General features: G+C 73.7%; 18 protein-coding genes and 2 pseudogenes. 9 read left to right on the top strand and 11 right to left on the bottom strand.

Annotation, left to right across the window (positions count from 1 at the left end):
* Together ACZ6EM_RS27455 and ACZ6EM_RS27450 are read left to right on the top strand one after the other, a co-directional pair.
* The gene (locus tag ACZ6EM_RS27455) at window positions 1-654 is read left to right on the top strand and encodes a TetR family transcriptional regulator (protein ID WP_401046782.1); all 654 of its coding nucleotides are present in this window, start codon (window positions 1-3) and stop codon (window positions 652-654) included.
* 9 nt (window positions 655-663) lie between these two features.
* On the top strand, window positions 664-1,398 hold the full coding sequence (locus ACZ6EM_RS27450) for a tyrosine-protein phosphatase (RefSeq protein ID WP_401046779.1): 735 nt from the start codon (window positions 664-666) through the stop codon (window positions 1,396-1,398).
* A gap of 87 nt (window positions 1,399-1,485) precedes the next feature.
* Here the strand turns inward: ACZ6EM_RS27450 and ACZ6EM_RS27445 are convergent, their stop codons facing one another.
* Window positions 1,486-2,424: a pentapeptide repeat-containing protein gene (locus ACZ6EM_RS27445; RefSeq protein WP_452177240.1), complete on the bottom strand. Its 939-nt coding sequence runs from the start codon at window positions 2,422-2,424 to the stop codon at window positions 1,486-1,488.
* Window positions 2,425-2,553: 129 nt separating this feature from the next.
* Here ACZ6EM_RS27445 and ACZ6EM_RS27440 point away from each other — a divergent pair, with 129 nt between their 5' ends.
* Window positions 2,554-3,216 (top strand): GNAT family N-acetyltransferase, encoded by a 663-nt coding sequence (locus ACZ6EM_RS27440; protein WP_401050404.1) that lies wholly within the window; start codon window positions 2,554-2,556, stop codon window positions 3,214-3,216.
* A gap of 6 nt (window positions 3,217-3,222) precedes the next feature.
* Here ACZ6EM_RS27440 and ACZ6EM_RS27435 read toward each other — a convergent pair whose 3' ends face one another.
* Both ACZ6EM_RS27435 and ACZ6EM_RS27430 read right to left on the bottom strand, forming a co-directional pair.
* Window positions 3,223-4,014, bottom strand: coding sequence for an SGNH/GDSL hydrolase family protein (locus tag ACZ6EM_RS27435; RefSeq protein WP_465773454.1), 792 nt, complete (start codon window positions 4,012-4,014; stop codon window positions 3,223-3,225).
* Between the two features lie 263 nt (window positions 4,015-4,277).
* Window positions 4,278-4,631: pseudogene (locus tag ACZ6EM_RS27430) on the bottom strand (winged helix-turn-helix transcriptional regulator); the annotation flags it as partial.
* 97 nt (window positions 4,632-4,728) lie between these two features.
* Between ACZ6EM_RS27430 and ACZ6EM_RS27425 the strand changes: the two are divergent.
* Both ACZ6EM_RS27425 and ACZ6EM_RS27420 read left to right on the top strand, forming a co-directional pair.
* Entirely contained in the window at window positions 4,729-5,943 is a 1,215-nt protein-coding gene (locus tag ACZ6EM_RS27425; RefSeq protein ID WP_465773453.1) for a pyridoxal phosphate-dependent aminotransferase, read from the top strand.
* Window positions 5,944-5,961: 18 nt separating this feature from the next.
* Window positions 5,962-6,294: a YnfA family protein gene (locus ACZ6EM_RS27420; protein WP_401050411.1), complete on the top strand. Its 333-nt coding sequence runs from the start codon at window positions 5,962-5,964 to the stop codon at window positions 6,292-6,294.
* A 60-nt stretch (window positions 6,295-6,354) separates the two neighbouring features.
* Here the strand turns inward: ACZ6EM_RS27420 and ACZ6EM_RS27415 are convergent, their stop codons facing one another.
* The 4 genes from ACZ6EM_RS27415 to ACZ6EM_RS27400 all read right to left on the bottom strand — a co-directional run bounded on the left by ACZ6EM_RS27415 (window position 6,355) and on the right by ACZ6EM_RS27400 (window position 10,931).
* Entirely contained in the window at window positions 6,355-8,022 is a 1,668-nt protein-coding gene (locus ACZ6EM_RS27415) for a purple acid phosphatase family protein (protein WP_387730439.1), read from the bottom strand.
* 229 nt (window positions 8,023-8,251) lie between these two features.
* The gene (locus tag ACZ6EM_RS27410) at window positions 8,252-8,506 is read right to left on the bottom strand and encodes a hypothetical protein (RefSeq protein WP_359912273.1); all 255 of its coding nucleotides are present in this window, start codon (window positions 8,504-8,506) and stop codon (window positions 8,252-8,254) included.
* A gap of 151 nt (window positions 8,507-8,657) precedes the next feature.
* Complete coding sequence (locus tag ACZ6EM_RS27405) at window positions 8,658-9,074, bottom strand: (2Fe-2S) ferredoxin domain-containing protein (protein WP_380538649.1); 417 nt, start codon at window positions 9,072-9,074, stop codon at window positions 8,658-8,660.
* Between the two features lie 201 nt (window positions 9,075-9,275).
* Window positions 9,276-10,931, bottom strand: coding sequence for an FAD-binding dehydrogenase (locus tag ACZ6EM_RS27400; protein ID WP_465773452.1), 1,656 nt, complete (start codon window positions 10,929-10,931; stop codon window positions 9,276-9,278).
* A 368-nt stretch (window positions 10,932-11,299) separates the two neighbouring features.
* Here ACZ6EM_RS27400 and ACZ6EM_RS27395 point away from each other — a divergent pair, with 368 nt between their 5' ends.
* A complete protein-coding gene (locus ACZ6EM_RS27395; RefSeq protein WP_465773451.1) occupies window positions 11,300-12,238 on the top strand; it encodes an SGNH/GDSL hydrolase family protein in 939 nt (312 codons plus the stop codon).
* Between the two features lie 104 nt (window positions 12,239-12,342).
* On the opposite strand, the gene nicT is transcribed toward ACZ6EM_RS27395, so the two are convergent.
* A complete protein-coding gene (gene nicT / locus ACZ6EM_RS27390) occupies window positions 12,343-13,473 on the bottom strand; it encodes a Nickel transporter NicT (protein ID WP_401053605.1) in 1,131 nt (376 codons plus the stop codon).
* 259 nt (window positions 13,474-13,732) lie between these two features.
* Between nicT and ACZ6EM_RS27385 the strand changes: the two are divergent.
* From ACZ6EM_RS27385 to ACZ6EM_RS27375, 3 genes and pseudogenes are all read left to right on the top strand, one after another.
* A pseudogene (locus ACZ6EM_RS27385) lies at window positions 13,733-14,707 on the top strand (hydrolase); the annotation flags it as partial.
* Window positions 14,708-14,865: 158 nt separating this feature from the next.
* On the top strand, window positions 14,866-16,716 hold the full coding sequence (locus tag ACZ6EM_RS27380; RefSeq protein ID WP_452177245.1) for a CocE/NonD family hydrolase: 1,851 nt from the start codon (window positions 14,866-14,868) through the stop codon (window positions 16,714-16,716).
* A 57-nt stretch (window positions 16,717-16,773) separates the two neighbouring features.
* Entirely contained in the window at window positions 16,774-17,469 is a 696-nt protein-coding gene (locus ACZ6EM_RS27375; RefSeq protein WP_465773450.1) for an aspartate/glutamate racemase family protein, read from the top strand.
* A 62-nt stretch (window positions 17,470-17,531) separates the two neighbouring features.
* Here ACZ6EM_RS27375 and ACZ6EM_RS27370 read toward each other — a convergent pair whose 3' ends face one another.
* From ACZ6EM_RS27370 to ACZ6EM_RS27360, 3 genes are all read right to left on the bottom strand, one after another.
* Entirely contained in the window at window positions 17,532-18,452 is a 921-nt protein-coding gene (locus ACZ6EM_RS27370) for an aminoglycoside phosphotransferase family protein (RefSeq protein ID WP_465773449.1), read from the bottom strand.
* 77 nt (window positions 18,453-18,529) lie between these two features.
* Complete coding sequence (locus ACZ6EM_RS27365; protein WP_465773448.1) at window positions 18,530-18,733, bottom strand: hypothetical protein; 204 nt, start codon at window positions 18,731-18,733, stop codon at window positions 18,530-18,532.
* Window positions 18,734-18,834: 101 nt separating this feature from the next.
* Window positions 18,835-19,500 (bottom strand): HAD family hydrolase, encoded by a 666-nt coding sequence (locus tag ACZ6EM_RS27360; RefSeq protein WP_465773447.1) that lies wholly within the window; start codon window positions 19,498-19,500, stop codon window positions 18,835-18,837.
* Window positions 19,501-19,502: the final 2 nt, after the last annotated feature.

The following is a 19,502-nucleotide window of genomic DNA, read 5'->3' as shown; positions in this document are numbered from 1 at the left end:
ATGACGGGACTGCGGGAGCTGAAGAAGGAGCGGACCCGGCGGGCCATCTCCGAGGCGGCCATCGCGCTGTTCCTGGAGCACGGCTTCGACCGGGTGTCGGTGGCCGACGTCGCGGCCGCCGCCGAGGTCTCCAAACCGACGCTGTTCTCCTACTTCCCCACCAAGGAGGACCTGGTCGTCCACCGCTTCGCCGACCACCAGGAACAGGCCGCCGAGGTGGTCCGCGCCCGGCCGCCCGGCGAACCGGTGCTCGACGCGCTGCTGCGGGACTTCCTGGCCGGGCTCACCCGGCGCGACCCGGTCACCGGCCTCAACGACCACCCCGCGGTGCTCGCCTTCACCGGCCTGGTCCACGGCACCCCCAGCCTGGCCGCCCGGGTCGGCGAGTACGTGGCCCGCGCCGAGCGGTCGCTGGCCGAGGCGCTGCGCGCGAGCCCCGGCCTGCCCGGGCCGCAGGAGCTCACCGCCACCCTGCTCGCCGCCCAGGTCACCGCCACCCAGCGGGTCCTCGCCCTGCACAACTGGCGCCGCATCCGGGACGGCCGCACCGCCGACGAGCTGTACGCCGAGGCCGTCGGGGACGCCACCGGCGCCTTCGACCTGCTCGCCCACGGCTACGGCCCACCCCGCGGCGAGCGGCCCGCCGCTGACTAGAGTGCGCGCATGACGACGCGTCACCACTCCTTCGATGCCCTGCACAACTTCCGCGACCTGGGCGGCTGTGCGGCCGCCGGCGGACGCTCCGTCCGGTGGGGGCTGCTGTACCGCTCCGACTCGCTCGGCAAGCTCGACTCCCCCGCGGACCTCGACCGGCTGCACGCCCTCGGCGTGCGGACCGTGATCGACCTGCGCTACCCCTGGGAGATCGCCGCCAAGGGCCGGGTGCCCGCGTTCGAGGGCCTGGAGTACCACAACCTCTCGATCGAGCACCGCCCGTACGACCAGGCCGAGATCGACCCGGAGCTCGACCCGTGGCGCTACCTCGCCGACCGCTTCGCCGAGGTCGCCGAGGACGGGGTGAAGGAGATCCGCCAGACCCTGGACGTGATCACGGCCGCCGACGCCCCGGTGGTCTTCCACTGCGCCTCCGGCAAGGACCGCACCGGGCTGATCGCCGCCCTGCTGCTCACCCTGCTCGGCGTCGGCGAGGACGACATCGCCGCCGACTTCGCCCTCACCGAGCTCGCCACCCCGCACTTCGTCGCCGACTGGCACGCCGCCCACCCCGGCCGCACCCTGCGCTGGCCCGCCTTCGGGCGCGCCCCGGAGGCCGTCATCCGGCTCACCCTCGCCGACCTCGCCGACCGCTACGGCTCGGTCGAGGCCTACCTCACCGGCACCCTCGGCATCGACCGGGAGCAGACCGCCGCCCTGCGCGCCCGCCTGCTGACCGGCTGAGCCCCGCCTCCCCGCGCGGGAAGTCGGTCGGCCCGACGTCCGGCGCGGCAGCGGCCCGCCGGGGCTTCCGGAGGTGTCAGAGCCGCCCTAGCGTCGGCGTCCGCCCCGGGCGGGGCGGCTGCCGCCCTTGCCGGAGCGGGGCCCGGCCCCTCCTCCGGCCCGGCCGCCGGCCGCCGGGGCCGGAGCGGTCTCGGGCCAGTGGGCGGGCCGGGTGAGGCCGTCCGGGAGGCGGGTGGTGGCGTCGCCGCGGGCGGCGTTGAGCTGGGCCTGGGTGAGGAAGAGGGCCGTGCCGAGGTCCGCGCCGGCCAGGTCGGCGTCCCGCAGGTCGGCGCCGACCAGGTCGGCGAGGCGCAGGTCCGCGCCGGAGAGGTCGGCCGCGACGAGCAGGGCGCCGCGCAGGTTGGCCCCCCGCAGGTCGGCGCCGCGCAGGCGGGCGCCGAAGAGGTCGGCGCCCCGGAGCTCGCGGCGGCGCGGGACGGCGGCACGGACCAGTTCACCGGCGCGCAGCAGCAGCTCGCTGACCCGCTGCCGGTGGGCCGGGACGTCGACGGCGAGGATCTCCTCGGGGGTGCCGCCGGCCAGCCGGTCGGTCTGCGCCAGCGCCTGCCGCAGTTCGTCGTGGACGGGAGCGGCGGCGGCGAAGGTGAGCGCCTCGGTGAGGTAGCGGAGCAGCTCGTGCAGCTGCCGCACGATCGGGAAGACGTCGAACATCGCCTTGGCGCTGTCCGGCTCCTCGCGCCAGCTGCGGCCGCCGAAGGTCACCTGGGAGACCCGCTGCCCGGCGCCGAAGCAGTCGTAGACCGTGCAGCCCTGGAAGCCCCGGTCGCGCAGCTGGGCGTGGATGCCGCAGCGGAAGTCGGTCCGGAGGTTGTGGCAGGCGCTGCCGGCCGCCTTGTTCATGGCGAAGTCGCTGCCGGCGGCGAACGGCAGCGCGACGCAGCAGAGGCCGAAGCAGCTGCCGCAGTCGGATTCCAGCGGGGTCGGCGCGGCCGCCGTGGGGTCCTGCGGCGGCTCGGTCTCGCGCACGTTCCGGGGTCCTTCCAGCAGCCGGCGCCGGGCGGCACCGTGAACCCGGAAATCCTACTGGCCCGACGACCCTCGCTGTCGGTAAGCTATGCACTGCCTTTGAGACCATTACACACGGGGGTGGGCGACATGCGGGAACCGGACACCAGGGACCTGGTCCGGATGTGGATCTCGGGCTGGGCCGTCTCGCGCGGCTCCGCCGAGCCGGTGGACCGGCCCTGGGGCTGGAGCATCGACGTCGGCGCGCCGGCCGGCGAGGTGGGCCGGCACGTACTGCCGGAGCCGACCGAGGCCGACGTCCGCAAGCTCGCCGAGACCGTCACCGCGCCGACCACCTGGCTGAAGCTGTTCGCCGAGGACGCCACGGTGCGCCCCTGGCTGGACGAACGGTGGCGCCTGGACGTGCCGGGCTTCCTGATGAGCGTGCCGCTCGTCGCCGAGCGGCCCGAGGTCCCGGCCGGGTACACCGTGACCGCCTGGGAGCGGGGCGGGGTCCTCCGGGCGCTGGTGCGCACCGGGGACGGGCACCTCGCCGCGCGCGGCCAGGCGGGCCTGGCCGGCCCGGTGGCCGTACCGGACCAGATCACCACCGTGCCCGAGCACCGCCGTCGGGGCCTGGGCGTCCTGGTGATGCGAACGCTCCAGTCCGCCGCGCACGAGCGGGGCGCGCACACCGGCGTACTGGTCGGCACGCCGGAGGGACAGGCGCTCTACGAGGCGATGGGCTGGACCACCCACGCCCCGATGGCGAGCCTGGTCCTCGACGCGCCGGGCGCCGGCGCCGAGGAGTAGCGAGCCTCAGCGGTACGGCAGCAGCTCCGGCCGCTTCGCCGGGCGGCCGTCGCCGGAGGAGCGGCCGGTGAGGCGGCGGCCGATCCACGGGCCGAGGTGGGTGCCCAGCCAGCGGGCGTCCTCGCGCAGCCGCTCGGCGCGGCCGGCCGGGGCGGCGGCGGGCAGCGGGGCGCGCCAGTCGAAGGCCGCGGGGCGGCCGAGCGCCTCCAGCACGCCCGCGGCGACCCGGCGGTGGCCCTCGGACGAGAGGTGCAGACGGTCCTCGGCCCACAGCCGGCGGTCGTCGAAGCAGGGCGCGGAGAACAGGTCGACCACGGCGAAGCCGTCCTGCCGGCCCAGCTCCTGGACGAAGGCCTTCATCCGCAGGATGGCGGGCAGCAGCCGGGCGCTGCCGGCCATGCGCCGGGTGGGGTCGGTGCTGGTGAACAGCACGACGGTGGCGCCGGTGGCGCGCAGCCCGGCGGCGCAGCGGCCGAGCAGCCGCTCGACCGCGTCGATGTCGCAGCCGGGGCGCAGCACGTCGTTGAGGCCGCCGGCCAGGGTGACCAGCTCGGCCCCCATCGCGGTGGCGGCGGCGAGCTGCTCGTCGTGGATCTGGCCGATGAGCTTGCCGCGGACGGCGAGGTTGGCGTACCGGAAGCCGGCGTCCGCGGGCTGTGCGTCGGCATGCTCGGCGGCCAGTGCCGAGGCGACCCGGTCGGCCCAACCCCGGTAGTGGCCGTCCGGCAGCAGATCGTCGCCCATGCCCTCGGTGAAGGAGTCGCCGACGGCGACATAGCTGCGGTAGGGGGTGGGCACGGGCTGGCCTCCGCTCTCCTGGAACGACCCCGAACGACTCTGGGCGGTCCGACGATCGTACGTGCGTGCCCGTCCGGGGCGGCGAGGGGCCCCGGCGCTCATCGCACGCCGATCGTTCGTTCATCGGTCCGGGACACACCGCAGGCACACGGGGCGGCGGTCGGCGACGGGGGCCTTGCCGCCGCCCCGTCCGGGCGACCCGGGCGCGCCCGCGGTCGTCAGCCGGCCGTGACCGCCGCCGGCTCCTCCGCCCCGCGGGGCGTGAACCAGTGCTCGCGCACGGCGTCGGTGGGCCGCTGCTCGCCGAGGGCGGCCAGCCCCCACTCCCCCAGCGCCTCGACGACCGGCCGCAGTTCACGGCCCCGCCCGGTCAGTTCGTAGACCGTCGCGTTGGCGGGCCGCTCCAGTCGGCGGCGGGTCACCAGCTCCTCCGCCTCCAGCTGCTTGAGCCGGGCGGCCAGGATGTCGGTGGAGACGCCGGGCAGGTCGGCGTGCAGGTCGGTGTAGCGGCGCGGGCCGCCGAGCAGCTCACGGACGATCAGGAGGCTCCAGCGCTCCCCCACCGCGTCCAGGGCGCGGGCGACGGCGCAGTACTGGTCGTAGCTTCGGCGTGACATGTGGATCAGCATAGCCAAGAGGTTGGACTTTCCAAGTACACACTTGGTAGAACAAAGCTGAAGCAACGGAGCGGTGGTGACGGTCGGGAGGCCGCAGATGGAGTTTCGACAGTCCAGCAAGCTGAATGACGTGTGCTACGAGATCCGGGGCCCGGTGGTCGACCAGGCCAACGCCCTGGAGGAGGCCGGGCACAGCGTGCTGCGGCTGAACACCGGGAACCCGGCCCCGTTCGGCTTCGAGGCGCCCGAGGAGATCATCCAGGACATCATCCGCAACCTGCCCAAGGCGCACGGCTACAGCGACTCGCGCGGCATCCTGCCGGCCCGCCGGGCGGTGGTGCAGTACTACCAGCAGCGCGGGGTCCAGGGCGTCACCGTCAACGACGTCTACCTCGGCAACGGCGCCTCCGAGCTGATCCAGATGGCCGTCACCGCGCTGGTGGACGACGGCGACGAGGTCCTCGTGCCGATGCCCGACTACCCGCTCTGGACGGCCGCGGTCCGGCTGGCCGGCGGCAGGGCCGTGCACTACCTGTGCGACGAAGAGGCCGAGTGGTACCCGGACCTGGACGACATCGCCGCCAAGATCACCGCCCGCACCAAGGCGATCGTCGTCATCAACCCCAACAACCCCACCGGCGCCGTCTACCCGAAGGAACTGCTGGAGGGCATCCTCGACCTGGCCCGCCGCCACCACCTGATGGTGCTGGCCGACGAGATCTACGACAAGATCCTCTACGACGGCACCGAGCACCACTGCCTGGCCGCCCTGGCCGACGACGTGCTGACCCTCACCTTCAACGGCCTCTCCAAGTCCTACCGGGTGGCCGGCTTCCGCAGCGGCTGGCTGGTCGTCTCCGGCCCCCGGCAGCACGCCACCGACTACCTGGAGGGCCTGACCATGCTCTCCGGCATGCGGCTGTGCCCCAACGTGCCCGCCCAGTACGCCGTGCAGGCGGCGCTCGGCGGCCACCAGTCCATCAACGACCTGGTGCTGCCCGGCGGCCGGCTCACCGAGCAGCGCGACATCGCCGTCAAGGCGCTCAACGAGATCCCCGGCGTCAGCTGCGTCAAGCCCAAGGGCGCGCTGTACGCCTTCGCCAGGCTGGACCCGGCGGTGCACCGGATCGTCGACGACGAACGGTTCGTGCTGGACCTGCTGCTGCGCGAGAAGATCCACGTCGTCCAGGGCACCGGCTTCAACTGGCCGCGCCCGGACCACTTCCGCTTCGTCACCCTGCCCCGGGCCGACGACCTGGAGACGGCCGTCAACCGGATCGGGCGCTTCCTGGCCACGTACCGCCAGAGCTGACGCCCTAGGCTCGGCCGCATGACCGTCCTTCGCTCCGTCGCCCTGTTCGCCCTCGCCGCCGTCGCCGAGATCGGCGGCTGCTGGCTGGTCTGGCAGAGCGTGCGCGAGCAGCGGCCGTGGTGGCTGGCCGGCCTGGGGGTGGTGGCGCTCGGCGCGTACGGCTTCGTCGCCGCCCTGCAGCCGGACAGCGACTTCGGCCGGGTGCTGGCCGCGTACGGCGGGGTGTTCGTGGCCGGCTCGCTGCTGTGGGGCGTGGCCGTGGACGGCTTCCGGCCGACCCGCTACGACGTGCTGGGCGCGCTGGTCTGCCTGGCCGGGGTCGGCGTCATCATGTACGGGCCCCGGCGCTGAGGTCCTCCCTCACCGCCGGGGCCCGTCGGGCGCGTCCGGGGAGCGCCGGCCGCTCGGGGACTACCAGCCCCAGCCGCCGCCCTGGCCGTCGTCGTCGCGGTTCGAGTCCCAGCCCTCGCCGACCGTGCGCAGGATCGTGTAGTTGTCGATCTGCGTGCCGTCCTCGGCCAGCGCGGTGACCTTCATGACCGACTTCTGGCCCAGGTGCTTCGGGGTGACGTCGACCTTGATGAAGGAGTAGCCGGTGTAGCGCACCCGCGACCACTGGATGGTCTCGGGGGTCTTCACCCTGCCCTTGCTCCAGTAGTAGGTCTTGACCTCGTCCTGGTGGTTCTCGTGCCCCTCGTAGGTGTCCGGCACGTCGAACTTGTACAGGCTGCGGCCGGCCGCACCCGCGGTGACGTAGACCACGCCGTCCTTGGCCGGCTCGATGGTGGCGCCGCTCGGCACCTGCTTCGAGACCTTGTTGCCGAGGATCGCGTCGGTGCGCTCGTAGATGTGGTTGTGGCCGTTGATGACCAGGTCCACCCGGTACTTCTCGAACAGCGGCACCCAGGCCTCGCGGACACCGCCCTCGGAGGCGTGCGCGACGGTGGTGGAGAAGGCGCAGTGGTGGAAGAAGACCACGACGAAGTCGACGGTCTCATCGTTGCGCAGGTCCTTGAGGGTGCGCTCCAGCCACTTGGTCTGCTTGTTCGCCGAGACGCCCAGGTTGGCCGGGATCTCGTAGGAGACGTCGTTGGCGTCCAGCGAGACGACGCCGACGTTCTTGTAGCGGAAGGTGTAGACGCCGGGGACGGCGCGCGGGTCCGGGCCGTTGTTCGGCAGGAAGAAGCGGGCGTTCTCGCCGCCGTAGCCGTTCGGCGAGTACCAGGCCTCGATGTCGTGGTTGCCGTACGCGACCATCCACGGGATCTCGGCGGCGACCGTCTCGGTCTGCACCAGGAAGTCGTCCCAGGTCTTCGCGTTGAAGACGGACTTGTCCGGGTCGGTGCCGGAACCGGCCGGGTCGGCGTAGCAGATGTCGCCGGCGTGCAGGTGGAAGGCCGGGTTCTGGGCCTTGATGATGTGGTCGTTGCCGGCCGCGTGCGCGCTGACGCCCTGGTCGCCGAAGGCGGTGAAGGTGAACGGCTCGTACACCTTGCCCCAGCGGTGGTCGCGGGAGGGCGCGGTGCGGAAGGTGTGCAGGGTGGAGATCTGCTGCTGCGAGGCCGGGTCGAAGCCCTCGTGGCCGACACCGTAGTAGTAGGTGGTGTCGGGGCGCAGGTCCTCCAGCGCCACGTGCAGGTAGTACTGGTCCACCGGCTGGCTGTTCGGGGTCAGCGCCGGGGTGTGCAGGGCGCGGACCTCGGCCTGGACCTTGTGGCTCAGCTCCCACGGGGTCTTCCCGAAGCGCAGGAACGGCTTCTTGACCGGGGCCGGCACCTGCCAGGAGACGCGGAACTGGGTGTCCGGCTCGGGGCCGAACTGGAGGTGACGGCCGGTCGGCGCGACCAGCGCGCCGTCGATGCCGCTGGTCGTGCCACCGGTCAGCAGCTGCGGGCCGGCCGGGGCGGCGAAGGCCGTCCCGCTGCCCAGAGCGCCGCCGACGGCGACGGCGCCCACGGTCACGGCACCGGCGCGCAGCATCCGGCGGCGGGAGAAACGGGCCCGCAGGTACTCGTGCTGCTCGGCCATGCTCATGCGGTCGGCAAGCTTGGCCGGCACGCCCATGTTGGGGATATCCATGCGCGGGACTCTTCCAGCGGCACGTTGATCGCGCACGGACGCCGGGTGAACGGGTCGCAGCGTACCCACCATTCGAACGCCAATGTTCGACCATGATTCGGTAAAGGGCGTACCCGTACCGTCTCGACGCCGCATCATGGCCCCCACCGGTCCCCCGGCCTGAGCGGTCGTCGGCGGTGTTGCGGGGCCCGCCCGGGCCCGCGGCCCGCGCCACCGGCCGGGTCCGTCCTCAGCCGGAGGGCTCGTCCCACTGGGTGGCGGCCCGGTTGCCGGTGCCGTCGCAGGTGCGGCAGATCTCGTCCCGGTAGGCGTGCTTGGCCCCGGTCGCGTCCACCCGGTAGCGCACGTACACCCCGGTGCCGTCGCAGAGGAAGCAGTTGCCGCCCCCGCCGCCCACCTCGGTGGTGCCGGTGCCCTGGCAGGTCCGGCAGCTGAGACCGGCGGTCCGGCCGGTGCCCGCGCAGATGCGGCAGACCGTCGTCATCGGCTTCCTCCCTCGCGCGGAATCGGCTCGGCGCCGTCCGCGAGGGCCCGGCGCCACCGGTCATGGTAGTGCTGACGGCCCCCGGGCAGCCCCGGATCCGTCCCGGTTGAATACGATCTGACGATCAGTCGGTAGCGCCGGGGGCACGGCCTCACTCGGGCAGGCCCTCGCGGACCCGCCGGGAGACCGAGATCAGCTGGAGGTCGAGCAGCCCGGGCGGATCGGCCAGGCCCGGGCCGCCCGCGCGCACCCAGGCGGCGATCTCGTCGATCATCTCGTCCATCAGCACGAAGCCCAGCCAGACCGGCCGGCCGCCCGCCGCCCGGCCCTCGGCCGAGGGGCCCACCACCACCACGTTGGACTGGGTGCACACGTCCAGGCACTTGACCGCCCGGACCCGGCCCGCCGGGCCCACCGCCGTGCGCAGCCGCTCGTACTGGCCCGCGTGGTCCACCCCGGGGTGCTTCGCCTCGGTGCCGCAGCAGCAGCCCCGGCACACCGTGACGGTCACGGGGGCGCCGGCGCCCCGCTTGCGGTCCCGGGCACCGTCGCGGTCTCGGCGGCTCATCGGTTCTCCTGACCCCTCCTGGGCTGCGGCACCCTGCGCACCGGCCTCCGCACTGTACCTGTCACCCCGCCGGCGCCCGGGCCGCGGGTCGGACCCGGACGGGACGGACCCGGACCGCGGGCGCTTCGACAGGGACCCCTCCCACCTCGCGCGCCCGCGCCCGCGCCCCACGCCTCGCGCCCCGCCGTCCGACGGCCGGCGCTACCCGACCGCCCGGGCCGCCGCCCGTCCCGCCGTACGGCCCGAGAACAGGCAGCCGCCCAGGAACGTCCCCTCCAGGGAGCGGTACCCGTGCACGCCCCCGCCGCCGAACCCGGAGGCCTCGCCGGCCGCGTACACCCCCGGCAGCACCTCGCCGTCCGGCCGCAGCACCCGGGAGGACAGATCGGTCTCCAGTCCGCCCAGCGACTTGCGGGTCAGGATGTTCAGCCGGACGGCGATCAGCGGCGCGGCGCCCGGGTCGAGGATGCGGTGCGGGGCGGCGGTGCGGATGAGCCGGTCGCCGAGGTGGCGGCGGGCCCCGTGGATCGCGGTGACCTGGAGGTCCTTGGCGAAGGGGTTGGCCAGCTGCCGGTCGCGGTCCTCGACGGTGCGGCGCAGCTCGTCCGGGTCGATCAGCGATTCGCCGGTCCTGGCGTTCATGCCCCGGGCGAGGTCGGCGAGGTCGCGGGCGACCACGAAGTCCCGGCCGTGCCGCAGGTGGCCCTGGACCGGGCCGGGGGCGCCGGGCAGCGCGCGCCCGAGCACACCGCGCACCGACTTGCCGGTCAGGTCGGGGTTCTGCTCGGAGCCGGAGAGGGTGAACTCCTTCTCGACGATCCGCTGGTTGAGCACGAACCAGGTGTACTCGTACCCGGTGGACATGATGTGGTCGAGCGTCCCGAGGGTGTCGAAGCCGGGGAACAGCGGGACGGGCAGCCGCTTGCCGCGGGCGTCCAGCCAGAGCGAGGAGGGGCCGGGCAGGATGCGGATGCCGTGCCGGGCCCAGATCGGGTCCCAGTTCTCGATGCCCTCGGTGTAGTGCCACATCCGGTCGCCGTTGATCAGGCTGGCCCCGGCCCGGCCGGCGACCTCCAGCATCAGTCCGTCCACGTGCGCGGGCACCCCGGAGAGCAGCCTGGCGGGCGGGGTGCCGAGCCGGGCCGGCCAGGCCTTACGGACCAGGTCGTGGTTGCCGCCGATGCCGCCGGAGGTGACGATCACGGCCTGGGCGCGCAGCTCGAAGCTCCCGGCGGCCTCCCGCGAGCTGGCCTCGCCCCGGCCCGCCGGGCTCGGCACCAGCACCTCGCCGGTGACGGTGTCGACGGCGCCCGCGGTGGCGGACAGCCCGGTGACCCGGTGCCGGAAGCGCAGGTCCACCAGGCCGCGCGCGGCGGCGGCGCGGACCCGCCGGACGAAGGGCGCCAGCAGCCCCGGCCCGGTGCCCCAGGTGATGTGGAAGCGCGGCACCGAATTGCCGGGCCCGTCGGCGAGGTAGCCGCCGCGCTCGGCCCAGCCGACCACCGGGAAGAACCGCACGCCCATGCCGTGCAGCCAGGAGCGCTTCTCGCCCGCCGCGAAGTCCACGTACGCCTCGGCCCAGCGGCGCGGCCAGGCGTCCTCGGGCCGGTCGAAGCCGGCCGTACCGAGCCAGTCCCGCAGGGCGAGGGCGTGCGAGTCGCGGATCCGCATCCGGCGCTGCTCGGGCGAGTCGACCAGGAAGAGGCCGCCGAAGGACCAGTGCGCCTGACCGCCGAAGGAGGCGGCGGGCTCCTGGTCGAGGAGGATCACCTTCCGTCCGGCGTCGGCGAGTTCGGCGGTGGCGGCGAGGCCCGCGAGGCCCGCTCCGATGACGATGACGTCGGCGTCCAGGGCCATGCGCAGTCCTCCGTCGGGGCTCGCGGTGGCGGCGCGTCCGGGACGCGCCGCCGCTGTGCGCCCGATACTGCGGTCTGCGGTGACGTCCGGTCAACCGGCGGGTAACAACCGCCCGCCTGAATTCCGCTCCGGGCCGTTTCGGAATTGCCGCCGGCAGTGGCGCGATAGCCGTTCGAGAGCCGTGCGATAGCCGTTCGGCACCCGGTGGGGCGAAATGCGGAATTCCGTCCGGGCCCGCCTGACGGAATGTCGGCAATTTCCGCGCAAACCATGGACGTCCGGGAAACCTGGCAGTAACTTACCTGCGAGTAGCTGTGGCCCGGCTCGATGCGACCCCCACCCGTCGTTTCTCTCCCCCAGGAGGAATCGTGCTCCGCCCTGCCCGGAAATCCCGGCACCTCCGGAATTCCACCGCGCTCGCCGCCGTCGCTCTCGGCGCCGCACTCGCGCTCACCTCCAGCAGCGCCCAGGCCGCCGGCGCCGCGCCGAAGCACTACGTGGCGCTCGGCGACTCCTACGCCGCCGGCGCCGGCGTGCCGGGCCAGTCGGCCGGTCTGTGCCTGCGCTCCGACCGCAACTACGGCCACCTGGTCGCCGCCGCCCTCAAGTCCGGCCGGTACACCGACGTCACCTGCTCCGCGGCCAAGATCAAGGCGATGACGCAGCCCCAGTACGACGCCTTCATCAGGGTCAACGACCCGCAGCTGGACGCGGTGACCGCCGACACCGACCTGGTCACCCTCGGGATCGGCGGCAACGACCTCGCGGCCAGCGACCTCGGCCTCGGCGAACTGGTCGCCACCTGCATCGCCGGCGCCGTCGTCAACCCGCTCGGCACGCCCTGCAAGGACGTCTACCACCACGGCCACTGGGACTGGAGCAGCATGTCCTGGCAGTACGGCACCGACGACCTGGCCGAGCGGATCCGCACCACCATCGCCCCGCAGCTGGCCGACACCCTCAAGCGCATCCACGCCAAGGCGCCCGGGGCCAGGGTGCTGCTGGTCGGCTACCCGTCCGTGCTGCCCGCCGAGGGCTCGAAGTGCGTCCTGCGCCAGCCGGTGACGCCGGGCGACGTCGAGTACATGTACGGCGTGCTCAACAAGCTGAACGCCGCGCTGAAGTCCACCGCGGCCGCGAACGGCGCGACCTACGTGGACACCGCGACGCCGACCCTCGGGCACGACGTCTGCTCGGACGACCGCTGGATCGAGGGCGCGCTGCCCGGCTCGCCCGCCGTGCCGTTCCACCCCAACGCGACCGGCGAGCAGGTGATGGCCCAGGCGGTGCTCGCCGCGCTGAAGTAGCGCGGCCGCGGCGCCCGCCCCGCGCGGCCCCCGGAAAGCCCCCGGAAAGCCCCGAGGGGCCGGTGACCGAACCCCCGGTCACCGGCCCCTCGGTCCTGCGCGCCCTACTCGGACTTCGCGGAGGCGGAGGCGGAGGCAGCACCGGCGGCGGAAGCGGCGGCCAGCCCGGCCGACCACTTCTCCTCGACGTTGCCGAGCCTCCAGTAGGCGATCGCCGCGGCCCAGGTGAGCACGAACAGTCCGACGATGGCGTAGCCGACGAAGTTGAGGTCCAGTGCGCCGATCCAGGCGACCGGACCGCTGGTGATGTCCAGCTTCTCGCCGAGCAGGCCGATCAGCTCGATCGAGCCGATCACCAGCGCGACCAGCACCGACAGCCCGGTGACGGTCAGGTTGTAGTAGATCTTGCGGACCGGCTTGGAGAAGGCCCACTCGTACGCGAAGTTCATGAACGAGCCGTCGATGGTGTCCAGCAGGCTCATTCCGGCCGCGAACAGGATCGGCAGCGTGAGCAGCGCGTACCAGGGCAGCGAGAAGGCCGCCGCGCCGCCCGCCAGCACCAGCAGGGACACCTCGGTGGCGGTGTCGAAGCCCAGGCCGAACAGCAGGCCCACCGGGTACATGTGCCAGGGCTTGGTGACGGCCCTGGTGACCCTGCCGAGGATGCGGTTCATCAGCCCGCGCCGCTCCAGCTGGCGCTCCAGCTCCGCCTCGTCGTAGTCGCCCTCGCGCATCCGGCGGAAGACCTTGAGGATGCCGTTGAAGGCGCCCAGGTTGATCAGGCCGAGCAGCAGCAGGAAGGTGCCGGAGACGGCGACGCCGATCAGGCCGGTCATCTCGTGCAGCGTCGAGTCGTCGGACTCCACCTGGCCGGCCAGCGAGCGGATGCCGAGGGCCAGCAGCGCGCAGAGGCCGAAGACGATCGACGAGTGCCCGAGCGAGAACCAGAAGCCGACCGACAGCGGCCGCTTGCCCTGGCCCATCAGCTTGCGGGTGGTGTTGTCGATGGCGGCGATGTGGTCCGCGTCGAAGGCGTGCCGCATGCCGAGGGTGTAGGCGGTCAGGCCCATGCCGGCGCCGAACACCTGGCCGCCGACGTCGTAGTGCTCGGGCTCGACCACCGCGAGCAGGGTGAACCAGCCGATGACGTGGAGCGCGAGGATGAATCCGCCCATTCCGGCCAGGCGGATCCACTCCTCACGGGTGAGCCGGTCGCGCCAGCGGGGGGCGGTCATCGTCGTGTCCTTTCGGTCGGGCGGTCGAAGCTGGGCCATCTTTCCGCCTCGGTGCGCGCAGTTGCAAGTCATGCGCAATTACGGATTCGTCCGCCCCCGGTCTCCCCCGGCTTCCACCCCCCTCCCGGAGATCGTCACGACCCGTACAAGGCTTCGTAACCTCGGAGGGCTTTCACCCGGCGCTCTACGCGCGGATACTCCCGTTCTACGCGCGAAAACCTGAGCGCTGCCCCCTCAACTCCCCACGGAGGAACGGCACATGACGATCCGCATCCGAACCGCCGCGGCCCTCGCCGGAACGGCCCTGCTCACGGCCGGTCTCACCACCCCCGCCGCCACCGCCGCGCCCGGCCCCGCCGCACTCACCGCGCCCGCCGCGCCCGCCGCCAGGACCGCCACCGTCGGCGCCACCCCGCACCGGGTGCTGTTCGACAACAGCAAGGCCGAGACCGCGGGCAACGCCGACTGGATCATCAGCACCAGCCAGCCCGACCCGCTGGCCCAGAACGCCGACCCCACCACCGAGAAGAGCTGGACCGGCGCCCTGTCCGCCTGGGGCGTCGCCCTCCAGAAGACCGGCCAGTACAGCCTGAAGACCCTCCCCGCCGGGTCCACCATCAGCTACGGCACCGGCGCCGCGCTCGACCTCGCCAACTTCGACACCTTCGTGATCCCGGAGCCCAACACGCGCTTCTCCGCGGGCGAGAAGGCCGCGATCATGAACTTCGTGAAGAACGGCGGCGGGCTCTTCCTGGTCTCCGACCACAACAACAGCGACCGCAACAACGACGGCTGGGACTCCCCGAAGATCATCAACGACCTGCTGACCAACAACGGGGTGAACAACAACGACCCCTTCGGCTTCTCGGTCGACCTGCTCAACATCACCACCGACAACCCGCGCGCGGCCGACGCCCCGACCGACCCGGTGCTGCACGGCCCCTTCGGCACCGTCACCGGCTCGATCCTGCGCAACGGCACCACCTTCACCCTCAAGCCCGCCGACAACCCGAGCGTCAAGGGCCTGGTCTACCGGACCGGCTACAGCGGCAACACCGGCGCGTTCTTCGTCACCAGCACCTTCGGCTCCGGCCGGGTCGCGATCTGGGGCGACAGCTCCCCGATCGACGACGGCACCGGCCAGTCCGGCAACACCCTGTACAACGGCTGGGACGACCCGGCGGGCACCGACGCCGCCCTCGCCCTCAACGCCACCGCCTGGCTGAGCAAGGCCTGACCGGGGACGCCCCCACCGGGGCCCCTCTCATCAGGCCCCGCGCATCAGGCCCCTCTCATCAGGCCCCTCTCATCAGGAAAAGGGCCGCTCCCTCCCCTACTGTCGGAAATACCGAACCGTCGGAAGGCCGACGCCAGGGACCGATGGGAGCGGCCATGCCGTCCTACCCCTTCCACACCACCCGCGAGGACCTGCACATCCCGCTGCCCGACGGCACCCGGCTGGCCGCCCGGCTGTGGCGGCCGGTCGGTGACGAGCCCGGCCCCGCGCTGCTGGAGTACTCCGGCGGCCGCCTCACCGACCGGACCGCCGCCGAGGACGCCCGCCGCCACCCCTGGTACGCGGGCCACGGCTACGCCGCCGTCCGGGTCGACACCCGCGGGCACGGCAACTCCGAGGGCATCCCCGGTGAGCCCGGCGGCGAACAGGAGCTGGCCGACGGCGCCGCCGTGGTCGACTGGCTCGCCCGCCGCCCCTGGTGCAACGGCCGGCTCGGCCTGCTCGGCACCGGCACCGCCGGCACCACCGCCCTGCGGCTCGCCGCCCGCACCCCCGGCACCGTCGGCGCCGTCGTCACCGCCTGCCCCGAGGGCGGCCACCGGCTCGGCGGGGCCGTGCTCGCCGCCGACCTGCACACCCGGCTCACCACCCTGGTCGCCGACGCCGCCCTGCCACCGGACCCGCGGCACGTCGGCGACGCCTGGCGGGCCGCCTGGCTGGCCCGGCTGGAGGCGCTGCAGCCGCCCGTCGACGACTGGCTCGCACCCCGCGCGAGCACCGTCCCGGTGTCCGTGCCCACCCTCGCCGTGGCCGGCTGGGGCGACCCGTCCTGCTCCTTCGTGCTGCGGCTGCTCGCCGAGTCCCCCACCGCCCACGCCCTGATCGGACCCTGGCCGCACGGCCTGCCCGAGGCCGCCCTGCCCGACACCCTGCGCTGGTGGGACCACTGGCTGCGCGGCATCGACACCGGCGCCCTCAAGGAACCCGCCCTGCGCGCCTGGCTCTCCACCCGCTGGACCGGGGACGAGGCCTGGCCCTCCCCCGACGTCCGGGAGATCCACTACGGCCTGGACGGGCCGCTGCGCACCGCCGGCACCGCCTCCCACGACCGGTACGTCCCGGTCCGGTCCCCGCAGCACACCGGCCTCAACGCGGGCGCCTACGTCCCCCACGGCCGTCCCGCCGACCGGCCGCCGGACCAGCGCGAGGAGGACGGCCGCTCGGTCTGCTTCGACTCCCAGCCGCTGCCCGAACCCGTCGAGCTGCTCGGCGCCCCGACCGTCCGGCTGCGGCTGCGCGAGGACGGGGCACCCGTCCAGGTGACGGTGCGGCTGTGCGCGGTCGGCCCGGACGGCACCTCGGAGCTGGTCACCCGGGGCTTCCTGGTCGCCGACGGGCCCGACGCCGAGGTCGAGCTCGCGGCCTGCGCCTGGACGGTCCCGGCCGGGCACCGGCTGCGGCTCGCCCTCTCCTCGGTCTACTGGCCCTGGGTCTGGCCCCCCGCGGAGGACACCGGGTACGGCGTCGACCCGTCCCGCTCCACCCTGAGCCTGCCGGTGCGCCACCTCGCCGCCGACGTCGGCGCCCCGCCCGTCACCTTCGAGCCCCCGGTGCTGCCCGCACCGCTCGACATCCACCTCACCGAACCGCTCACCGTCCGGCCCGAACACCTCACCGTGCACGACATCGGCCGCCACGAGTGGCGCGCCGAGCTCTCCCCCGCCACCGACGGCACCCGCACCCACCCCGACGGCCTGGTCCGCGACGAACACACCGTCACCGCCTACCGGGTGCTCACCGGCGCCCCGCTCAGCGCCCAGGCCCGCACCGACCGCACCGTCCGTCTGGAGCGGCCCGACATCGGCTGGGACGTCACCGTCCAGACCCGCACCCAACTGCGCTGCGACGCCGAACACTTCATCAGCGTCATCCAGCTGCGGGCGCTGGAGGCGGGCTCGGTGGTGTTCGCCCGGGAGTGGCAGCACCAGGTACCCCGAGGGGAGTAGTCAAAGTTTCCCTTATGGCCTTGCCTTATATTTCGCCCCTGGCTTATAAATAGCCCCATGAAGACCATCGGCCTGATCGGCGGCATGAGCTGGGAATCCACCGCCGAGTACTACCGCCTGCTGAACCGGCTCACCCGCGAGCGCCTCGGCGGACTGCACTCCGCCCGACTCGTGCTCTACTCCGTCGACTTCGCGCAGATCGAGCGGCTACAGGCGGCCGGCCGATGGGAGGAGGCCGGCGAGGTCCTCGCCGGCGCGGCCCGGTCACTGGAGGCGGCGGGCGCCGACCTGCTGCTGATCTGCACCAACACCATGCACAAGGTCGCCGACCAGGTCGCGGCGGCGTCCTCCATCCCCCTGCTGCACCTGGCCGACACCACGGCGGCGGCCGTCCGGGCGGCGGGCCTGCGACGGGTCGGGCTGCTCGGGACGGCCTTCACGATGGAGCAGGACTTCTACCGCGGCCGGTTGGCGGCAGGCGGCCTGGACGTCCTGGTGCCGCAGGCGGACTCGCGCGCCCTGGTCCACCGGGTGATCTACGAGGAACTGTGCGTCGGACTGGTCCGCGCGGAGTCCCGGGCAGCGTATCGGCGGGTGATCGGGGAACTGGTGGCCGGGGGCGCGGAAGGGATCGTCCTCGGCTGCACCGAGATCGAACTGCTGGTCCGGCCGGAGGACAGCCCGGTGCCCGTCTTCCCCACCACCCGGCTGCACGCCGAGGCGGCGGTCGACGCCGCCCTGGCCGAGGACTGAACGGGAGACGGCGCCGGCCGGTCCCGGGCGGGATCCCCGGAGCACGACGCACGCCGGGAGGCCTACGGGCGACGGCCACCGGACGGGGACGCGTGCTCGGCCAGCACCTCGGCGATCACGTGGCGGGCGATGGCGGTCATCCTCGGGTCGCTGTCCCGGTAGTAGGAGACTTCCATCAACGCGACGGACAGGGCCCAGCCGCGGGCGCGGTCCCAGGCCGCGTCGTCGGGGGCCGCGGCCGCGCGGAAGGCCCCGCGGGCGGCGGCGGGCAGGACGTACCAGGCGGGGATCAGGTCGACGGCCGGTTCGCCCAGGCCCGCGCAGCCGAAGTCGATGACGGCGGCGAGCCGGCCGTCCGGGGACACCAGCAGGTTGCCGGGCTGGAGGTCCCCGTGGATCCAGACCGGGGGGCCGGCGGGCGCGGGGGTGGCCAGGGCGTGCTCCCAGGCGGCGGTCGCTGCGGCGACGTCGACCAGGTCCGGCACGGCCGCGATCGCCTTCCTCGTCCCGGTGTCCCGGTCCGCCAGCGACTCGCTGCGGTAGGCGGCGGGCGCGCCGGCCGGGTCGATCCCGCGCATCGCGGTCACGAAGCCGGCCAAGTCCCGGGCCAGCAGCTCGGGTTCGGCCGGCCGCCCGGCGTCCGGGGTGTCGCCGTCCAGCCAGCGCAGCACCGACCAGGGCCAGGGGCAGCCGTCGACCGGCCCGCCCACGGCCAGCGGGCCCGGCACCGGGACCGGCAGCCGCGGGGCCAGGCGCCGCAGCCAGACGTCCTCCTTGGCGATCTCCTCGACCACCCCGGGGATCCGCGGGATGCGCACCACCAGCTCCGCCCCGAGCCGGTACATCGCGTTGCTGGTCCCGGCCGGTTCCACCGGCTCGACCGGCAGACCGGCCCACTGCGGGAACTGCTCGGCGACCATCCGGCGCACCAGGGCCTCGTCGATGTCCAGTTCGTCGGGGTGCAGCTTGCGGGAGGAGGCCATGGTGCCCGACCCTGCCACCCGCCGGCCGCGCCGGGCAACCGAATTGCCGCCGGACCGACGGCCGCCGGGGCCCGGCGTCAGGCTCGGCGCGCGGCTCCCCCGGGTTTCCGCTCATTGGCGTGGATCCAGCGCCGGTTGGCGGCGCAGGTCACGAACGGGACGATGAAGGCGAGCAGCCACCACAGGAGGCCCAGGGCCCGCTGGTGGTCCATGTCCCCCCAGCGGCCCGGGAGCAGCGGAAGCGGGAGCACCACCACCAGGAGCACCGCCCAGGTCGCCATGCACGTGATCACCCTGCGCGCCCCAACGCCCATGCGTCCCCCAACCCGAGCCCTGTTTGAACGTGTTCAATATAGCGCTCGGGGTGCCGTCGGGCGAGCCGCTAGCCCGGGTGAACCGCGCCCGCGGCGATCAGGCCGGGCAGGTCCCGCATGTCGTCGAAGACCACGGTGCCCGGCCCCGCCAGCCGCTCCGCGGCCGTGACGCCGCCCGCGTAGCCGAGCGCGCGCATCCCTGCGGCGCGGGCGGCCTCGACGCCGGGCCGGCTGTCCTCGACCACCACGCAGGCGGCCGGGTCGACGCCCATCGAACGCGCGGCGTGCAGGAAGAGGTCGGGCGCGGGCTTGCCGCGGGCGACCTCGGTGGCGCTGAAGATCCGTCCGGCGAAGTGGTCGTGGAGGCCGGTGCGGCCCAGGGTGTGGCGCATCTTCTCGTGGGTGCCGCTGGAGGCCACGCAGGTGGGCAGGGGGATCGCGGCCAGGGCTTCCGGGAGGCCGGCCACGGGGGTCAGCCCGGCGTCGACCGCGTCGGCGTGCAGTTCGACGAAGCGCTTGCTCCACAGGACGGCCGTCTCGGCGCCCAGCCGTTCGGCGACCGTCGCCCGGTTGGCGGCCTCGGACCGTCCGACGAAGAGCTCGATCGCCTCCGCCTCGGTCAGCGGCCAGCCGTGCTCCGCCCCCAGGCGCACCAGCACCCGGACGGCGATCACCTCACTGTCCACCAGGACGCCGTCGCAGTCGAAAATCACCAGCTCTATCGGCTTGATCATCC

The organism is Kitasatospora sp. NPDC041917, assembly GCF_055589745.1.
The sequence above is the reverse complement of the archived record's forward strand: the minus strand, read 5'-3'. Positions and strand labels throughout refer to the sequence as shown.

Excerpts from the sequence above, each read along its gene's own strand:
- ACZ6EM_RS27455 (WP_401046782.1), top strand. The coding sequence starts at position 1 with ATGACGGGACTGCGGGAGCTGAAGAAGGAGCGGACCCGGCGGGCCATC.
- ACZ6EM_RS27450 (WP_401046779.1), top strand. The coding sequence starts at position 664 with ATGACGACGCGTCACCACTCCTTCGATGCCCTGCACAACTTCCGCGAC.
- ACZ6EM_RS27440 (WP_401050404.1), top strand. The coding sequence starts at position 2,554 with ATGCGGGAACCGGACACCAGGGACCTGGTCCGGATGTGGATCTCGGGC.
- ACZ6EM_RS27425 (WP_465773453.1), top strand. The coding sequence starts at position 4,729 with ATGGAGTTTCGACAGTCCAGCAAGCTGAATGACGTGTGCTACGAGATC.
- ACZ6EM_RS27420 (WP_401050411.1), top strand. The coding sequence starts at position 5,962 with ATGACCGTCCTTCGCTCCGTCGCCCTGTTCGCCCTCGCCGCCGTCGCC.
- ACZ6EM_RS27415 (WP_387730439.1), bottom strand. The coding sequence starts at position 8,022 with ATGGATATCCCCAACATGGGCGTGCCGGCCAAGCTTGCCGACCGCATG.
- ACZ6EM_RS27410 (WP_359912273.1), bottom strand. The coding sequence starts at position 8,506 with ATGACGACGGTCTGCCGCATCTGCGCGGGCACCGGCCGGACCGCCGGT.
- ACZ6EM_RS27405 (WP_380538649.1), bottom strand. The coding sequence starts at position 9,074 with ATGAGCCGCCGAGACCGCGACGGTGCCCGGGACCGCAAGCGGGGCGCC.
- ACZ6EM_RS27400 (WP_465773452.1), bottom strand. The coding sequence starts at position 10,931 with ATGGCCCTGGACGCCGACGTCATCGTCATCGGAGCGGGCCTCGCGGGC.
- nicT (WP_401053605.1), bottom strand. The coding sequence starts at position 13,473 with ATGACCGCCCCCCGCTGGCGCGACCGGCTCACCCGTGAGGAGTGGATC.
- ACZ6EM_RS27380 (WP_452177245.1), top strand. The coding sequence starts at position 14,866 with ATGCCGTCCTACCCCTTCCACACCACCCGCGAGGACCTGCACATCCCG.
- ACZ6EM_RS27375 (WP_465773450.1), top strand. The coding sequence starts at position 16,774 with ATGAAGACCATCGGCCTGATCGGCGGCATGAGCTGGGAATCCACCGCC.
- ACZ6EM_RS27370 (WP_465773449.1), bottom strand. The coding sequence starts at position 18,452 with ATGGCCTCCTCCCGCAAGCTGCACCCCGACGAACTGGACATCGACGAG.
- ACZ6EM_RS27365 (WP_465773448.1), bottom strand. The coding sequence starts at position 18,733 with ATGGCGACCTGGGCGGTGCTCCTGGTGGTGGTGCTCCCGCTTCCGCTG.
- ACZ6EM_RS27360 (WP_465773447.1), bottom strand. The coding sequence starts at position 19,500 with ATGATCAAGCCGATAGAGCTGGTGATTTTCGACTGCGACGGCGTCCTG.